The sequence below is a fragment of the Marinobacter sp. L-13 genome, from assembly GCF_056857715.1.
This window is the reverse complement of record NZ_JBSXNQ010000046.1, coordinates 26,454-43,042: the sequence shown is the minus strand read 5'-3', so window position 1 is coordinate 43,042 and position 16,589 is coordinate 26,454. Positions and strand designations below refer to the sequence as shown.

The 16,589-nt window shown below is 55.2% G+C and carries 20 protein-coding genes; 10 read left to right on the top strand and 10 right to left on the bottom strand.

Features of this window, described 5'->3' with window-relative positions; translation table 11 throughout:
* Positions 1 to 34: 34 nt before the first annotated feature.
* Positions 35 to 1,843: a Na/Pi cotransporter family protein gene (locus AC13DD_RS06365; protein ID WP_092033390.1), complete on the bottom strand. Its 1,809-nt coding sequence runs from the start codon at positions 1,841 to 1,843 to the stop codon at positions 35 to 37.
* 202 nt (positions 1,844 to 2,045) lie between these two features.
* On the opposite strand from AC13DD_RS06365, the gene AC13DD_RS06360 reads away from it, so the two are divergent.
* Both AC13DD_RS06360 and AC13DD_RS06355 read left to right on the top strand, forming a co-directional pair.
* Positions 2,046 to 2,513 (top strand): AtaL-like protein, encoded by a 468-nt coding sequence (locus tag AC13DD_RS06360; RefSeq protein WP_041645499.1) that lies wholly within the window; start codon positions 2,046 to 2,048, stop codon positions 2,511 to 2,513.
* Positions 2,514 to 2,576: 63 nt separating this feature from the next.
* Positions 2,577 to 3,011, top strand: a complete 435-nt coding sequence (locus tag AC13DD_RS06355) for an SRPBCC family protein (RefSeq protein WP_273083234.1) — start codon at positions 2,577 to 2,579, stop codon at positions 3,009 to 3,011.
* A gap of 23 nt (positions 3,012 to 3,034) precedes the next feature.
* On the opposite strand, the gene AC13DD_RS06350 is transcribed toward AC13DD_RS06355, so the two are convergent.
* Positions 3,035 to 3,238, bottom strand: coding sequence for a hypothetical protein (locus tag AC13DD_RS06350; protein ID WP_008172460.1), 204 nt, complete (start codon positions 3,236 to 3,238; stop codon positions 3,035 to 3,037).
* Between the two features lie 72 nt (positions 3,239 to 3,310).
* Here AC13DD_RS06350 and AC13DD_RS06345 point away from each other — a divergent pair, with 72 nt between their 5' ends.
* Positions 3,311 to 3,640, top strand: coding sequence for a rhodanese-like domain-containing protein (locus AC13DD_RS06345; protein WP_008172458.1), 330 nt, complete (start codon positions 3,311 to 3,313; stop codon positions 3,638 to 3,640).
* Between the two features lie 80 nt (positions 3,641 to 3,720).
* Positions 3,721 to 3,879 (top strand): hypothetical protein, encoded by a 159-nt coding sequence (locus tag AC13DD_RS06340; protein ID WP_008172456.1) that lies wholly within the window; start codon positions 3,721 to 3,723, stop codon positions 3,877 to 3,879.
* A gap of 8 nt (positions 3,880 to 3,887) precedes the next feature.
* Here the strand turns inward: AC13DD_RS06340 and AC13DD_RS06335 are convergent, their stop codons facing one another.
* The gene (locus tag AC13DD_RS06335) at positions 3,888 to 4,073 is read right to left on the bottom strand and encodes a hypothetical protein (RefSeq protein WP_014578070.1); all 186 of its coding nucleotides are present in this window, start codon (positions 4,071 to 4,073) and stop codon (positions 3,888 to 3,890) included.
* Positions 4,074 to 4,237: 164 nt separating this feature from the next.
* On the opposite strand from AC13DD_RS06335, the gene AC13DD_RS06330 reads away from it, so the two are divergent.
* Positions 4,238 to 5,377 carry a mechanosensitive ion channel family protein gene (locus AC13DD_RS06330; RefSeq protein WP_062782166.1) on the top strand — a complete coding sequence of 380 codons (1,140 nt, stop codon included), beginning with the start codon at positions 4,238 to 4,240 and terminating at the stop codon, positions 5,375 to 5,377.
* 225 nt (positions 5,378 to 5,602) lie between these two features.
* Entirely contained in the window at positions 5,603 to 6,910 is a 1,308-nt protein-coding gene (locus AC13DD_RS06325) for a carboxylate--amine ligase (protein WP_053112857.1), read from the top strand.
* A 60-nt stretch (positions 6,911 to 6,970) separates the two neighbouring features.
* On the opposite strand, the gene AC13DD_RS06320 is transcribed toward AC13DD_RS06325, so the two are convergent.
* The 5 genes from AC13DD_RS06320 to AC13DD_RS06300 form a co-directional block, all read right to left on the bottom strand.
* On the bottom strand, positions 6,971 to 7,702 hold the full coding sequence (locus tag AC13DD_RS06320; protein WP_104270633.1) for an SDR family oxidoreductase: 732 nt from the start codon (positions 7,700 to 7,702) through the stop codon (positions 6,971 to 6,973).
* A gap of 22 nt (positions 7,703 to 7,724) precedes the next feature.
* Positions 7,725 to 9,338, bottom strand: coding sequence for a GMC family oxidoreductase (locus tag AC13DD_RS06315; RefSeq protein ID WP_482930999.1), 1,614 nt, complete (start codon positions 9,336 to 9,338; stop codon positions 7,725 to 7,727).
* 252 nt (positions 9,339 to 9,590) lie between these two features.
* A complete protein-coding gene (locus tag AC13DD_RS06310) occupies positions 9,591 to 9,968 on the bottom strand; it encodes a cupin domain-containing protein (RefSeq protein ID WP_482930998.1) in 378 nt (125 codons plus the stop codon).
* A 66-nt stretch (positions 9,969 to 10,034) separates the two neighbouring features.
* On the bottom strand, positions 10,035 to 10,703 hold the full coding sequence (locus AC13DD_RS06305; protein WP_008172445.1) for a glutathione S-transferase family protein: 669 nt from the start codon (positions 10,701 to 10,703) through the stop codon (positions 10,035 to 10,037).
* 90 nt (positions 10,704 to 10,793) lie between these two features.
* Positions 10,794 to 11,687 (bottom strand): patatin-like phospholipase family protein, encoded by an 894-nt coding sequence (locus tag AC13DD_RS06300; protein WP_008172443.1) that lies wholly within the window; start codon positions 11,685 to 11,687, stop codon positions 10,794 to 10,796.
* A 154-nt stretch (positions 11,688 to 11,841) separates the two neighbouring features.
* Here AC13DD_RS06300 and AC13DD_RS06295 point away from each other — a divergent pair, with 154 nt between their 5' ends.
* Positions 11,842 to 13,173, top strand: coding sequence for a BCCT family transporter (locus AC13DD_RS06295; RefSeq protein WP_273068996.1), 1,332 nt, complete (start codon positions 11,842 to 11,844; stop codon positions 13,171 to 13,173).
* 71 nt (positions 13,174 to 13,244) lie between these two features.
* Here AC13DD_RS06295 and ltaE read toward each other — a convergent pair whose 3' ends face one another.
* Positions 13,245 to 14,255 (bottom strand): low-specificity L-threonine aldolase, encoded by a 1,011-nt coding sequence (ltaE, locus tag AC13DD_RS06290; RefSeq protein ID WP_273018371.1) that lies wholly within the window; start codon positions 14,253 to 14,255, stop codon positions 13,245 to 13,247.
* A gap of 135 nt (positions 14,256 to 14,390) precedes the next feature.
* Between ltaE and AC13DD_RS06285 the strand changes: the two genes are divergently transcribed.
* Positions 14,391 to 14,846, top strand: a complete 456-nt coding sequence (locus AC13DD_RS06285; RefSeq protein ID WP_014578054.1) for a GatB/YqeY domain-containing protein — start codon at positions 14,391 to 14,393, stop codon at positions 14,844 to 14,846.
* A gap of 115 nt (positions 14,847 to 14,961) precedes the next feature.
* Positions 14,962 to 15,390 carry an organic hydroperoxide resistance protein gene (locus AC13DD_RS06280; protein ID WP_482930997.1) on the top strand — a complete coding sequence of 143 codons (429 nt, stop codon included), beginning with the start codon at positions 14,962 to 14,964 and terminating at the stop codon, positions 15,388 to 15,390.
* A 33-nt stretch (positions 15,391 to 15,423) separates the two neighbouring features.
* On the opposite strand, the gene AC13DD_RS06275 is transcribed toward AC13DD_RS06280, so the two are convergent.
* Positions 15,424 to 15,711, bottom strand: coding sequence for a hypothetical protein (locus tag AC13DD_RS06275; RefSeq protein WP_482930996.1), 288 nt, complete (start codon positions 15,709 to 15,711; stop codon positions 15,424 to 15,426).
* A 157-nt stretch (positions 15,712 to 15,868) separates the two neighbouring features.
* Here AC13DD_RS06275 and AC13DD_RS06270 point away from each other — a divergent pair, with 157 nt between their 5' ends.
* A complete protein-coding gene (locus tag AC13DD_RS06270) occupies positions 15,869 to 16,564 on the top strand; it encodes a hypothetical protein (protein WP_092033371.1) in 696 nt (231 codons plus the stop codon).
* Positions 16,565 to 16,589 lie beyond the last annotated feature (25 nt).

Below are 16,589 nucleotides of genomic sequence, written 5' to 3'. Positions count from 1 at the left end.
CCGTCCTCTCTGTTTAAAGCTTAATCGGAATTCGTCATGGCATGACTTCTGCCCGCCCTGCGTCGCTCACCGACAGCTCCTCTGTGGTTCGAGCGGCTTCAACATCCATGGCAGTCAGGAGCTCGCGGGTTCCTGTCAGAATAGCATCGACGGTTTCGCTGGCGTAGGCAGAGTCGTTTAGCAGAGACGTAGCCATGGCGGCATCAATCCGTTTTGCACCCAGGAGTTTTGTGACACGACCGACCATCGATTCGCGGTCTACTCGTGCACGCACAGCGATCTCGTCGAGCTCCAGTATTGCTGCGCTGGCATCCTCAAACCGGCCTTCGTAAAAACGATGGGTCTCACGCAGTACCATCGCGACTCGCAGTCGAAGCTCGTTGTACTCTTTGCGAATCGTGGCGTTATCCGACGCCATATAAATTGTGAGATTCTTGCGTAGGTGTTTGACATGCTTGATGGCTTCGACCATCTCCGCGGCAGCATGCTGAAGACGATAAAGCGATTCGGTGGAGTTGGCCGGCGACTCCCGGGTCATTCGCCCGGAAATAAAGTCGAGAATGGCGTTGTACAGGCGTTTTACTCGCTGTCGGTAGATCAGGTCGATGTCGATATCGATGCGTTCCCGGGAATTGTTAATCATCGCTTCAAGGTCATCGCTCTGGCGAATATTTTCGCGGTGCAGGTGGAGACCATGGGCAAGGATAACGAAGGCTTGATCGAACAGGTGCCAGACCTCCCTGCGCACTGCCGCGTTTGCACTATCGGGTGAGTCCATCGCAGCCTGATTCAGGTACCGCGGCTGTGCGGCGACCTCTTCCTCTCGCTCTGGCAGCCAGCGCTCGAGTGCCCGTGCCATTCTCGATATCAGTGGCAGCATGATGGCAACACCAAGGCAGTTGAACAGGGTGTGGAATACGGCGAGCTTGACCGTGTAGTCATCGTCGGCGATCGACATGAGGGCTGACAGGGCATCCACTGACCAGCGCAGGGGCTCGATCAGCACCAGGGCAATCACCGCCGTTACCGCGTTGAACAGGAGATGGGCGCCTGCCAGACGCTTGCCAGTGATATTTGCACCCAGACCACCGATCAGAGCGGTGACGGTTGTACCAATATTTGCACCAATGGCCAGGGCCAGAGCGTTTTCGTAGGTAATCTGGCCCGTGGCCAGACCGGCCAGAGTCAGCGCCAGCGTCGCATGGCTGGATTGCATCACGACGGTCGCCAGAATTCCGAGGCCTGTGTAGACAAGAAGTCCTGAGATACCGTCCATTGCATACTCGCGCAGATCGACAGCCGACTGATAGCTTTCGAAGCCCGCCTTCATGAAATCGATACCGAGAAACAGAAACCCGAGCCCGGCGAGAATTGCACCGAAGGCTTTCCAGGCTCGTGGTTGCTGAAAATTCAGTACCACGCCAAAGACAAGCATCGGCAAGGCAAAGGCCGAAAGGCTCATTTTCATACCGATGGTGGCGAATAACCAGGCGCCGGTCGTGGTGCCAAGATTGGCGCCGAAGATAATGCCGATACCCGTGATCAGCGGAAGCAAGCCGGCGCTCAAAAACGAAATCGTGATCACCGATACCAGGGAACTGGACTGCATGATGGCGGTACTGACGATGCCAAAACCGAGGCTTTTCGGAATCGTATCGGTTGTACGACGCAGCACGCTCTCGAGAAAACCACCGGTAAACTGGCGAAACCCGTTCTCCAGCGAGAGCATGCCGAACAGAAAAATGGCAACGCCGGCGGCAATCTGTTTGAACTCTGGGCTCACCCATAGCGCAAGGGCGAGGATTCCGAGGATCAGAGCAAGAAAGAGTTGGCGATAGTTCACTGGGATTCAACGTCCCCTTTTATGAATTATTTGACTATCAGGTTGCACTGGAACCATTCCAGTGATCATCCTTTTGAATTGTAGGCTGTTAACTTTTTAAACGCGTACCCAAACCGTGAATCGAACTTTAATAACCCGGCATTCATCGCAAAAAGGCGAGCGATTGAAACCGTGCCTTGCGATGCGCACGACAGGAGGCCAGATGACGTTCGAGCATATCGTTCAGATAAACGACCTGACCAAGCCAGAGCTACCGGTTCTGACCCGATTCCAGGTGTGGGAGGGGCTGGTGCTCAGGGCCCGGCGCCCGGACAAGTTCCTCGTTGGTGTCGATGATTACGAGATTCTGGATCAGGGTCCGGCTTACCTGAAGCGTAGCCTCCAGCTGCCGGGACTGCAGGTGGTCGATGAAGTTACTTTCTGGCACGAGGCGAGGATAGAGTACCGGACTCAGCCAACGGCCACCCTCCCGGCCGCAACACTTGTCATGGATATCGAAGAGCCCGAGCCGGCATCACTGTTTGTCCGTTTCCGGTATGAAACAGCGAGCATCGAGAACCGCGGTGATTCGATGCCCTATGACCAGTATCTTGAACAGGCCTACGTAGCCACAGACATTGAGACGATTCAGATCATTCGGCAGTTGGCTGAGACAGGGGTATTCTGCTAAATCCCACTCGTTTGATGGAGTGGGAGCGTATCCTGTCCGTGAGCCCAAAGTTGAGGAGTAGCCATGTTTCGCATACATGTCGAACGAGTTCTCGAGAAGGATATTGAATCAGTCTTTGAAGCCATCTCCGACCACGCCCGCTATTCCCGGTTTCCCGGGGTTAGCAAGTCTTTACTGATTGAAGAGGGTAGAGATGAGAAAAATGGCATTGGCGCCCTGAGAATTGTCGGAGCGGGCCGGCTCGAGCTCACTGAGCGTATTACCCGGTTCGAGAGGCCAAACCGAATGCATTATCAAATTGAAAAATCGAGCCCGTTCACCGTTCAGCACACGAAGGGAGAGATTGTTTTAAAGCCAGAAGGCGAACAGACCCGGGTTACCTGGGTTTCTGAAGGGCACGTGCAAGTGCCGCTGCTGGGGGGGGTAATGGACCGATTGGCTGAGCGCAGCTTTTCGAGGGCTTTCAATTCTCTGCTCAAGTCTATTGAGCGCCTCTAGAGCTTGAGCTGAGCCAACACTATTCATAACTCGACAAACCGTGGCACAACCATGAGCCCCACACCCACTGCCAGCATCTCCCAGGCGCTGCTGGCCAGGTAGGGATACAGGATCATGGCAATGCCGCAGTAGCGGGTGACGATGTTTTTCCTGCGCCGGCCATACATGAAATAGGCGAAACCGATGCAGCCGAACAGCAGCGACAGGAAGATGTCAGCGGTTTCCATGCGGTGAACTCCTCCGGTAAGTTTACCCGTATAGACTAATTGTAGAGCCTCAAAATAGGGAGCAAGTTGGTTATGAGAGTGTCTTTTTCAGTGAAAGCGGTGCTAATCCTGCTATCACTTGCGCTGGCACCGATAGTAGCGCACGCGAAGCCCGTGTGGATCGATGTCCGCACAGAGGCGGAACACCGGCAAAGCCACATAGATGGAGACCCGCTGATTCCGCATGACCAGATCGTTGCGGAGGTTACCGAGAGGTTCCCGGACAAAGACACCGAGATTAATCTTTATTGCCGCAGTGGCAACAGGGCAGGTAAAGCAAAATCGGCTCTGGAGCGTGCCGGTTATACAAATGTTGAGAACAAGGGGAGCCTGGCTGAGGCGCGTGAAGCGCGCAGTCTATAGGGAGCGAACAATTTTTAGCCACTTCAGGTATAATGGAAGGCTTACGATATTAATTAAGCCATCCCGACCTGGATATCACTATGAGCAAGAAACCCGAGAAAGTAACCCTGACTTCTGCTGCCATTGAAGAACAGACAGCCGCGTTTTTGAAAGCGGGCGGATCTGTGGAATACGTCGGCAAGGGCAAAAGCGGACAAGTATCCCCCACGGGTTCAAAGCAGATCAGCCTGAAAAAGTAACGCCCATCTCAGTGACGAGGATTGCTCTGATCGGGGGAGGACTCGTCATCTGAGGCGTTGTCATTCGATGTGAGGTAGTAGTCTTTCTCATCGAATGTTTTCACATCAGGATCTTCAATATAGTTTTTGCGTTTGCCCCGATACAGCCAGACGGCGATGATCGCGACAATTACTGCGAGCACAATCCATTTCATTGTTATCTCCTTCACAAGGTCGTCGTTCTTATATTGAGCACCTTGCAGAGTGATCCGTCAATGTAACTTGCACATACGCTTCAAAGAGGCTCGGATCGGCATTTGAGCAAAATGCCATTCGCGCCTTTACTTGGTGTATGGACAGCAAAGGTGTCGTGCAGATCATGATGGAATCATTCGGTGCAGATTTGATTGAGCAGCTCCGTCGAAATCTTGGCGATGCCTTTCAGGCAGTGTCAGGCGAGAATCTCGACTGGGGGGCGTTGCTGGTACAGGTACTTGGCCAGCTGCTGGTCTCTGTAATCTACCTTGGCGTCTTCCTGGGCGTTTATCTGATTCTGATCGCTGCCATCAGGCTGGGCCTGGGTGAGCGGCGAACGAAAACCCCTCTTTACATCCAGATGCGCAGTGGCCTGCGCTATCTGGCCGGGTTGGGTGCGCTGGTAGTTATTCTTGCGCAATTCGGGGTTTCGCCTGAGGTTCTCAAGGCGATGGCGAGGGCGGGTTTCATGGTCCTCGGTTTCTACGTTGTCTGGGTAGTTTTCCGACGTCTGATCAAGGAAGGCACTTCACGCTATCGAATGGATCCTTCCATCCGGCAACTGGTCGAGAATCTGTTTGCGGTTATCGCCGCAACCCTTGCGGTGGTAACGGTGCTTGCCCAGTTTGGTTTCGATGTGGTGTCGATTATCGCCGGTCTGGGCATCGTCGGTATTGCCGTTGGTTTTGCAGCGCAATCCACTCTCTCCAATTTCATTGCGGGTATCACCCTGCTCATTGAAAGGCCTTTTCGAATCGGTGATTGGGTCACCATCAACGGACAGGAAGGCAAAGTGGTGAAGATTGCCTTGCGAACCACCTGGCTGCGAACCCGGGATAATATCTTCACGATGATTCCAAACGACAGTGTTGCCTCCACGGATATCATCAATTACAGCGCAGAGGGCGTGACACGCCTGAATATTCCCGTGGGGATTGCTTACAAGGAATCTGCGAAGGCGGCGAGGGAAGTGCTGATGCCGGTTTTGCTGGCTCATCCCGAAGTTTTGCAGGGCGCTGGCATGGAGCCCCGTGTTTTGCTCAAAAGCCTCGGTGATTCGTCAGTGAACCTCGAAGTCAAAGTATGGATAACGCCGGATAACCTGGATGTTCGGCCCAGAATCATGGCCGATATTCTCGAGCAGATGAAAGAAGCCCTGGATGCCGCCGGTATAGAGATTCCCTTCCCGCATCTGCAGCTGTTCATTGACGATGCAAAAGGATTGAAGCCGGTTCTCGAACCCTTCTACAGGCTGCGGGGATAAAACGGAAAATCTCTGCAGGCAGGCCTTTGGATGCTTGCATCTTTTGACTCGAGATCCTTTCGTAATCGTCTTGATAGTGGAGGGACAGGCTCGCTTCCTGGCCTGTAAGGGTCTAAATTGTTGTGTATGGAAACTAATTTCCGCGTCTGGCTGGGACACTCTGGTCTGACGCATCGGGTTGTTGCCAATGCCCTTTGCGTTATTTCGAATATAAAGGGGTAACTTATGGCGATCACACCGAAATCCAAAATGTCGCAGGAAGTGCTGGCCTGGCGCGATCCCTCCATGGACTCGGTTCTGGGAACGGAAACACCCAAGGACCCAAACAAGGGCTATATTGCTCTTCTTGGCTGGAGTATTAATGCGATCAAGGCGGCTCAGAAGTTCGATCGCCGCTATATCGTGGTTGCCCCGGATTGGGCTGCCGATTTTTGCACGGCCAACAATATTCCCTTCATCCCCTGGGATTTTGTTCGCCTGAACGATCGGTCCATGGAAATCGCTGAAAAGCTGAAAGCCGAAGGCGTGGATGTCGCAATCCCATTGTTCGAAGAAACGGTGGAATGGTCAGGCGCGATCAACTCTGTTCTGTTGAATAATCCGCGTATGTACGGCCAGTCCATTTTGTTCCGGGACAAGGCGCTGATGAAACGTCGGGCCCAGCTTGGTGGTATTCGCGTCGGGATTTTCGAAGAAGCCCACGAAAAGGATGACATCATTCGCTTCATGAAGCGGGTCAACCAGACGCTGCTCAAACTGGATGGTGACCCGGACGATCCGATTCACGTGAAGGCGTTCGATAAAGCCGGTTGCCTGGGTCACCGCATGATCCGAACTCTGGAAGAAATCGATACGATTCCGGACGAAGAATACCCCCTGCTCATGGAAAGTCACCTGAGTGGCTGGGAATTCGCTGTTGAGGCCTGGATCCACGATGGCAAAATCAAATTCCTGAATATTTCAGAGTACGTCACCCTGGGTTACTCGGTATTTGTTCCTGCCACGAAGGAACTTGAAAGCTGGCGCGAAGCAATCACCAAGCAGATCGAGTTGCTGGTCAAAACATTTGATATCCAGTTCGGTCTGATTCATCCGGAGTACTTCGTAACCAGCGACGGCACCATGTACTTTGGCGAAGTTGCGTATCGCCCACCCGGGTTCAAGGCCTTCGAATTGATTGAACGCGCGTATGGATTCAATGCCTACCAGGCTTCCATGCTGGTGTTTGATCCCAAGAGCACCAAGGAAGAGGTCGATGCCTTCTTCCCCCGCGAAGTGGTCGATGCCAAAGGTTATGCCGGCTGCTTCGGTGTTTATCCGAGACGCCGCGTGGTGAGCAAGCTGGAAATGCCCAAAGAGTGCATTGAGCATCCTTACTTCGAGTCTCACGAGTTGGTGGCCCCTGCCGAGGAAACAGTTCCGGACCGATCCGCTTTTGGTACTCACTGGGGGCTTGTGTTCTTTTTCGGTGACGACCCGATCAAGATGCGGGATCTTCTGAAATCCCAGGAGGAGCTGGACTTCTACGTCTAGGAACGACAGGAGCCGGCTGATACCCGGCTCCTGATAGTCCGACACAGCTTCTCCGGGGCGTTACCAGTTCTCTGAGAAAGGCCGCGCATCGAGCTCGAAAGTCCAGGCTGAGCGTGGCTGGTTGTGTAGCTGCCAATAGATTTCCGCGAGTTCGTCGGGCTCGATAATGCCGTCCTCGCCCTTGCTCGCATAGAGGTCCGGCAAAAATTCTGCCGTGGCTTCATTGCGGATGAGGCCATCCACCACCACGTGAGCGACGTGTATCCCTTGCGGGCCCAATTCCCTTGCCATGCTTTGCGCCAGGGCGCGCAGCGCATGCTTGCCGCCGGCAAAGGCCGCAAAGCCGCGTCCGCCGCGGAGGCTCGCGGAGGCGCCGGTAAAGAGGAGAGTGCCTTCATTGCGTTGCAGCATTTTCTTTGCGACCTCGCGCCCGACCAGAAACCCGGCCAGTGCGCACATCTCCCAGACTTTCCGGTAGACCCGGGTGCTGGTCTCGCAGATATCGAATCGAACGTTTCCGCCCACGTTGAAGACGGCTACCCGTATTGGGCCATGCTCTGACTCAACGCGTTCAACCAGCTCAATGACCTGGTCTTCGTCCCTTGCATCGGAATGGATGGCTGTCGCGCTCGAGCCGAGAGCCTGAATTTCCGAGCTGAGAAGATCAAGATCCCCGCGCCGGCGGGTGACCACAAGGTGGAAGCCTTCCTTTGCAAAGCGCCGGGCGATGGCAGAGCCGAGGTGGTCTCCGGCCCCGATGATTAGAGCAACTGGTTTGTCTTTTGTTGTCATTTTGCCACCTTTAGTGAGGCCTTTATCCGCTGGTTCGAATCGTATCGGCGATCTTTTCAGCAATCATGATCGTCGGGGCGTTGGTGTTACCACCAATCAAAGTCGGCATGACCGAAGCGTCGACCACCCGCAAACCCTCAAGTCCGTGAACCTTGAGGCTGGAGTCAACCACGGCCAGATCATCTATGCCCATCTTGCAGGTGCCCACCGGGTGATAGATCGTATCCGCACGGGCGCGAATGTGGCGTTCCCATTCCTCATCGCTCATGCCGTCGTGAACGCCGAACATTTCGGATTGTCGGTACGGCGAGAGTGCAGGCCCTTCGAGAATCTCCCGGGTGATTTTTGCGCCTTTGATAGTCAGATTCAGGTCGTCCGGGTCGGACAAATAGTTGGGGTCGATGCCGGGATCGGCCATTGGGTCGGCGCTGAGCAGAAAAACACGCCCTCGGGATTTCGGCCGCAGGTTGCAGACGTGGCAACTGAAGCCGTGTCCCCAATGCAGTTTACGGGCGTGATCCTCCACGATGGAGACGACGAAGTGCAGCTGCAGGTCCGGCTTGTTCTGCTCCGGGTCAGACTTCAGGAATGCCGCCCCCTCTGCAAAGGGCGAGGCAATCATACCCGTCCCATCCGTTCGCCATTGGAGGGAATGGCGAAGCATGTTTTTCATGCCCGTTAAACTGAAGCCAAAGTTATCGGTATCCCCGGACTTGTAGGCCAGAATGAAATCCAGATGATCCTGCAGATTTCGGCCGACACCCGGCAGTTCGTGAATCATGGGAATACCGTGCGGGAGGATGTCTTCAGGGTTTCCCACTCCGGATAGCTGTAGTAACTGCGGTGAACCGAAGGCACCGGCGGATAGGATGACTTCGCGGTTTGCTGAGGCCGAGAGCGATCGGCCCTTGAGTCGATACTCAACGCCGGAAGCACGTTTTCCGTTAAAAAGAATTCGGGTCGCACGGGCACCGGTCACAACCTTTAGGTTGTTGCGCTGTTCCATGATCGGATACAAATACGCCGCAGCGGTGGAGCAGCGTTCACCATTGCGTTCGGTGTCATGAAACTGGGTAACTTCATAGAGGCCAACGCCCTCGTTGTCGCCGGTATTGAAATCGTCGCTTGCGGGATAGCCGTGCTCTTTAGCCGCATCGATAAAGGCTTCGGAAATGGGCCTTGGTGATCGCTGTTTGCAAACATGCAGTGGGCCATCGGCCCCGTGGTATTCGCTGGCTCCACCTTCATGGCATTCCGCTTTGCGGAAGTAGGGCAAAACATCGTCCCATCCCCATCCGTCGCAACCCAGCTCGGCCCATCCATCATAATCCGCGCTGTGTCCACGCACATAAAGCATTGCGTTGATCAGGCTGGAACCACCCAGCCCACGGCCTCTGGGTTGGAATCCTCGACGCCCGGCCAGCTCGGGCTGCTGCTCTGTATTGAGCGCCCAGTTATTGATCTTGCCATGGCCGGGCATGATTGCGACCACACCAGCTGGCGCGCGGGTCAGCAAGTGATCGCCCTTGCCGCCTGCCTCCAGGAGACAGACGCTGACATCGGGGTCCTCACTCAATCGCGCCGCCATCACGGCGCCAGCCGATCCGCCACCTACAATGATGTAATCAAAAATCATACGGTCCCCGGTTCCTGTTTTTGTTTTGGGTGTACGCTTCCTGAGCCAGAAAAGGCCGCAGTCAACGAGATGCAGGATCAAGGTTAGACCATCGCCTGGCCGAGCGCCTCTTGGCAGATGGACAGACTGCTAAGAGCGTAGGATGCCGAACTGATCGTGATTCCAGGTGCAGGGCACGCCGCAAATCTGTCGCATCCGGATCCGGTTAATCAGGCATTGGATAATTTCTTGAAGCGACTGTAGGCCGCGGATTCATTCCGCGGCATCCGCTTCCTGCTTGGTTTCATGCTCGGTTCCCGGGGCGTGCTCTGGTGGACAGTAGGTTGTGTAAAGCTTGAGCATGCCGTTTCCGGTGTTACGGAAGTTGTGAAAGGTACCCGAGGGCACGATGCTGACGTCGCCCGCCTTTACAGGTACCTTCGTTTCGCCGATCGTCGCTTCCCCCTCGCCCGAGACGAAATAAAGCAGTTGATCATGTACCTCGTGAACTTCGCCGCCAATCTCGCCGCCTTCGGGAATGGCCATCAGAACGAGTTGCGTATGATCTCCGGTCCATAATACCTGCCGGAACTCTTCGTTGCTTTTCGCCATTTCCACAACGGGTAGCGTGGTTCTGCGAACTTCTTTCATTCCAGTATCTCCATCCGTGAATTCAGTATTTGATACTCCTTTTAGCCGCAATCAGATCGCCGGTCTTCAGGCGAAGTCGTAATCACCGCCTTTCTCGAGCGCCCTCTGATAAGCCGGTCGGGCATGAACGCGTTTGACCCATCCGCTGATGTGAGGCCGGTTCCTGCCGACGATGCCCCTGGCTACGGAAGCCTCGAGCGGGAAGCTCATCTGGATGTCCGCCGCGCTCAGTTTGTCCCCCAGGAACCAGGTGTTCTTCGCCAGATGGCTTTCCACGAAATCCAGGTGGGTCTTGATCATCGGGCCGATAAACATCTCGTTGGTTTTGTCCGAAATGCCTTTGGCGACAGGTTTAACAAAGAACGGCATCGGGCTGGTTTTTACCTTTTCGAAGACAAGGCGCAACACCAGAGGCGGCATCAATGAGCCTTCGGCGTAGTGCAACCAATAGGTGTAGTCGAGCCAGGCTTGCCCCCCGCTCTCCGGGAGCATGGTGTCTTTGCCGTAGGTGTGCGCCAGGTATTCGATGATGGCACCGGATTCGGCCACCACCAGATCGCCGTCTGTGATCACCGGGGATTTTCCAAGCGGGTGCACCTTTTTCAGGCTTTCGGGGGCCAGCATGGTCTTGGGATCTCGCTGGTAATGCTTGATCTCGTAGGGAACACCCAGTTCTTCCAGCATCCAGAGAACGCGCTGTGAGCGGGAATTGTTGAGGTGGTGAACTGTAATCATGCGCAAGCTCCGTTCGCATTGAAAAATGGTCGGGTGTGAAGAGTAGTCTGCAAAGAGCGTTTTGGTTCACCGCTGGCGGTGATTAAGTGGCTAATTACGATTGCGCACCGCAAAGCCGTGGCGCCTGAGCTCCTTCAGAATCTCGGGCACCTTGAAGGGCATCAACGTTCGCGTTGTTTTCAGAAGACTGATGGCAACATGCATCCTTTTGTACCAGAGTACCTGGCGGATCTTCTTCTTCATCGGGTGATAGCCTTCCCGATAAAGCTCGTCAACGCGGTCGGCGTTATTGGTAAGGCTGTAGTCGCTCAGGTCCAGAGGTACCGATATGTCGGCATGCTTCAGTTGCTTGCGGGTGTTGAAATCGATGCCAATGTTGATGGCGTTGGAAATGACATCGAAGGTGTTGTCCGGCTTCGGATAACGGCTGACATGGCTGAGATCAACGGCCACCGTAATACCAGCACCCATTTTGGCCAATGGCGAAATGGGGACGTTTTCCACCAGCCCCCCGTCCACCAGAATCCGCCCATCGATTTCAACAGGTACAAACAGGCCGGGAACCGCCATTGAGGCGCACACGACATCCGCCAGATTGCCTTCCCGGAAGATCAGCTGTTCACCGGTTTCGATATCCGTGGCACAGATGGCCAGCGGAATCTCGGCGTCCTCGATCCGGACATCGCCCAGATCGCGGTGAATCATCTCCCGAATGGCGTTGGTGCTGAACAGCCCGCCGCGCTCAAAGGTAAAGTTGATGATTTTGGAGAGGTTCAGTGTTGAGCAAATGCTGAGGATGGATTCCGCCGGGCGGCCGAAAGCGTAATAGCTCGCGATAAGCGCGCCGGCGCTCGTACCTGAAATGCAATGGATCTTGATTTGCTCTTCTTCAAACGCTTTCAGCACACCAATGTGCGCAATGCCTTTGGCAGCGCCGCCTCCCAGAGCCAGACCGATGCGGGTGTTAAAGGGGTTGAGTTTCATCAGCGGGAACCTTCAGGCGTTGCGAGGATTCGTACCGCACAAGTCTAACAGAGTTGGAAATTTTAATTCTTAGAGTTCAAAATATTGGGGTGGCACTTAGAGAGGTAAACTTTCCAACCGACTGCCGGGTTATGCAGTCATAGGAGTCCTCACATTGGGTGACGTCATTTCAGACGATTATCAGACCGACTATGTAGCCGGTCAGGATAATATCGAGAAGTTCGGCTTCGATATCCACAACATCGTATTTCCGTTAACCGCAATCCTGATTGTTGCCTTCGTTGTCGGAACACTTATTTTCCCCGCAGGTGCAAAGGAGTTGCTCGATAGCGCCAAGAATGGTGCGATTGCTGTGTTCGACTGGGGCTTTCTTCTCAGCGCAAACTTGTTTGTTGTTTTCTGTCTGGCCCTTATTTTCATGCCGGTGGGCAAGATTAGGATTGGCGGGCTTGATGCCAAGCCAGAGTTCTCTCTGCTGTCCTGGTTTGCCATGTTGTTCGCAGCTGGTATGGGTACCGGGCTGATGTTCTGGTCGGTTGCCGAGCCTGTGGCCTATTACACCGACTGGTATGGAACGCCCCTCGGTGTTGAGCCAAACACTGCTGAGGGTGCCCGCCTTGCGATGGGCGCAACCATGTACCACTGGGGTCTGCATCCCTGGGCAATCTACGCGATTGTCGGGCTCTCGCTGTCGTTTTTTGCCTTTAATAAAGGCCTGCCACTAACCATTCGCTCTGCCTTTTTTCCAATTCTGGGAGACAAGGTGTGGGGATGGCCCGGTAATGTTATCGACACCGTGTCGGTACTGGCGACCATCTTTGGTCTTGCAACCTCGCTCGGGTTTGGCGCCCAGCAAGCGGCATCCGGTATTTCCTACCTGTTTGATATTGAGGGAGGCCTGAATATTCAGGTCGGCGTGATCGCCGGCGTTACGGCTGTTGCTACCCTCTCCGTGATTCGGGGGATCCATGGTGGTGTCCGGATTCTCAGTAACGCGAACATGATCATGGCCGGGCTGCTGCTTCTGTTTGTAATATTTGCCGGCCCCACACTTGCCGTGTTCCAGTGGCTCTGGGATACGTCGGTCTCCTACGCGTCCAATATGTTCTCGCTCAGTAATCCCTTTGGCCGCGAGGAAGACACCACCTGGTTCCATGGTTGGACGGTCTTCTACTGGGCCTGGTGGATTTCCTGGTCACCGTTCGTAGGTATGTTTATCGCGCGGGTCTCCCATGGTCGCACGGTGCGTGAGTTCGTCACGGCGGTTCTGATCATCCCGACCATCATTACTCTGTTCTGGATGAGCGCATTCGGAGGCGGGGCGCTTCTGTTCGTTGGCGGTGAACAAGCCCTCAACGCTCTGCAAGCTGGCGCCCTGAGTGTCGGGCTGCCGTTTACGCTGGTGCTGTTGGTGATGACCTACAGCCTGTTCAAAGGCCTTCATCATGAACGCCGCTTGCTGATTGCCGAAGGCAAGATGGTGTAACCCCAGGCTGATATCAGGTGACGCTGGAAGGGCCCCCCATTGAGGGGCCTTTTTTGAGCGAGAGTATCCGGTCAGGACGGGTAGAATTGCCGGATGGCCGTCAGCAGCATGTCGACATCCTCACGGCTGACATCCTGGTGGGTCACAAAGCGGATCGGGTCGCCGGCCGTAATCAGGATGCCCTGTTCGGCCAGGTAGTCTTTCAGCTGTGACGCCTGGCCCGCCTTGCACCTTGCGTAAACGATGTTGGTCTGGGTACTGGCCGGGTTGACCTCAAGTTCCGGAATCTTTGCCAGGCCGTTGCTCAGGTATTCGGCGTTTTCATGGTCCTCGAGCAGTCGAAGCGGCCCCCTTTCGAGCGCGATACGTCCCGCGGCGGCCAGAATGCCGGCCTGGCGCATGCCGCCCCCCACCATTTTGCGCAGCCGGGTGGCCCGCTTGATGAATGATTCCGACCCCAGCAGCAGCGATCCAACCGGTGCGCCCAGGCCTTTGGACAGACACATGCTGACGGAATCGTAGTGCCGGGTTATTTCGGTGACATCGCAGTTTGATTTTACGGCGGCATTGAAGACACGGGCGCCGTCCAGGTGCAGAAGAAGCCCGTGTTCGTCGCAGAACGCACGGGCCTGCGCCTGGTACTCAAGGGGCAGTACTTTGCCTCCGATGGTGTTCTCAAGGGAGAGCAGACGGGTGACGGCAAAATGAAAATCGTCCGCCTTGATCGCGGCCCGGGCTTTTTCCAGATCAATGCTCCCGTCCGGCTCGTTCTCGATCGGTTGGGGCTGGACACTGCCCAGCACCGCGGCGCCTCCGCCCTCATACTTGTAATTGTGAGCGGACTGGCCACAGAGATACTCATCGCCACGGCCACAATGACTCATGATGGCAAGCAGGTTGGCCTGGGTGCCTGTGGCAGTAAAAAGGGCCGCTTCGAAGCCGAGCCTCTGGGCGGCGTAGGCCTGCAGGCTGTTAACCGTAGGGTCGTCGCCATAGACATCGTCTCCCACCTCGGCGCTGGCCATGGCTTCGCGCATCTCGGGGGTAGGGCGGGTCACAGTATCGCTGCGGAAATCAATCATTGTTCCTGGCGCCTTTTTCTTTCCTCGGATGTCTGCATTCTACAGTGCAGCAGGAATCATGGAATTCCCACCCTTTGCATTATTCCCGATTCGTCCCCATAAACCAGAACAAAGCCAAACAACAGGAGATCAGCAATGACGGCACCAACCCTTAAGGAACAACTGAACAGCGCGGTAAAAGAAGCAATGCGGAACAAGGATAAAACCCGCCTGGTTACTTTGCGCATGGCCCAGTCTGCCGTGAAGCAGATTGAGATTGATGAACGCCGCGAGCTCAATGACGAGGATGTTCTCAAGGTGCTGGACAAGATGCTCAAACAGCGCCGCGACGCGGCCAGTCAATACGACGAAGCCGGCCGCGAGGAACTGGGCGATAAAGAGCGAGCGGAAATGGTGATCATTGAAGAGTTCATGCCGGCGGCTCTCAGCGAGGATGATCTTGACGGGTTGATTCGGATGGCCATCAGTTCAACGGATGCCCAGGGCATGCAGGACATGGGTAAGGTGATGAATGAACTGAAGCCCCAGGTACTTGGCCGCGTTGAGATGGGGCATTTGAGCAAGAAAGTGCGAGCCGCGCTGGCGGGTTGATCCAGTTAACCATTTCTATCGCATAAAACGGGGCGACGCGTCGTTCAGAAAATCGTCGCGCGGAAATGCCTCGGAAGGTATTTCTGTTCAAATTCGAAGGAAAAAGGAAAGCGTTATGTCTATCGAACAAGTGCTCTATCGTGCCCATGCAGAAGCAACCGGTGGTCGTGACGGCCGTGCAATTTCGTCAGACGGCATTCTTGATGTAGAGCTGGCAACCCCGAAAGAAATGGGCGGTGCCGGCGGCAAGGGGACCAACCCGGAGCAACTTTTTGCTGCAGGCTATTCCGCATGCTTTATCGGCGCCATGAAATTTGTGGCCGGTCGCGACAAGCTCAAGATGTCGGAGGATGCTTCCATTGAAGGCGTGGTTGGCATCGGCCAGATCCCCAATGGGTTTGGCATTGAAGTGGAATTGCGCATCAGCCTTCCGGGTATGGACGATGCCGAGGCCAAGCAGCTGATCGATGAAGCACACAAGGTTTGTCCATATTCCAACGCAACCCGTGGCAACATCGACGTAACACTCAACCGGGTAGGCTGATACCCGGTTTGGATCCAGTGTCGGAACCTGGATCTACCAATCGAGCCTGAGGCTTGCCAGCAGGGCATCCCCAAGGCTCAGATCCTCGGTGCCCGTGTTCAGGTCCTTGTATTGGACACGGGTAGCCAGACTGGCTCCTAGACCAAGAGCGATGGTTGGCCAGGATTGTCCCCCCTGGTGCAGCCGATAAGTCAGTTGGGTTCTCCACTCGCGTAAATAGAGCGCGCTTTCTACTTCCCTGTCCTTGTCCATCGTGGCCCAACGGTCCCCGTTTCGTTCCACCCGGAACGCCCAAACCTGCCCCGGGCTCTGCCACTGCATCAGAACAGGCAGGTCTACCAGCCAATGGCCGTGTGCGTTGCTTTGTTTCCAGCGTGCTCTGGGGAGCCAACTGAAAGAGCCAAACCTGTGAATTGCGCGATCTATGCCCTACTATTTTAGCGTCAGTTTTTTCAGCCGCCGTGATTTTCAGGAGCCTATGTCCGATAAAGAGCTACGCACCCGATCCGACAAACAGGCGATCGACCAGTTTATCAATGAGGTTCGCACGTTGCCCAAGCAGGGTGGCGGGCAGGGGCGGCTGATTTTCGCGCTGGACGCGACTGCAAGCCGGGAAGCTACCTGGGACCAGGCCTGCCATCTGCAGAGCGAACTGTTTATAGCAACCCGGGATCTGGGTGGCCTGGCCATTCAGCTCTGCTACTACCGTGGCTTCGGTGAGTTCAAGGCCACGGGTTTTGTGACCGAAACCGGGCAGTTGCTGAATCTGATGAACGGCGTTTCCTGCCTCGGTGGGCGCACCCAGATCAGCCGGGTATTGGCCCATGCGGTGAAAGAGACCCGTGCAAAGCCCGTCAAAGCTGTGGTGTTTATCGGTGACTGTTGCGAGGAACCGGTGGACGAACTCTGTCACACCGCCGGGGAACTGGGAATGCTGCGCACACCGGTGTTCATGTTTCACGAGGGCAATGATGCCCATGCAAGGGCGGTATTCCAGCAGGTGAGCAAGCTTTCAGGGGGCGCATACGCACCCTTTGACCGTAACAGTCCTCAGGTGCTCAAGGATCTTATGGCGGCAGTTGCGGTCTATGCTTCCGGGGGAGCCAAGGCTCTGCAGGATTTTTCCAGCAGTAGTTCCCCGGAAGTGAAACGCCTGACCAGACAGATCCGGTAGTGTTTGTGAGAATCCATTGATGGGC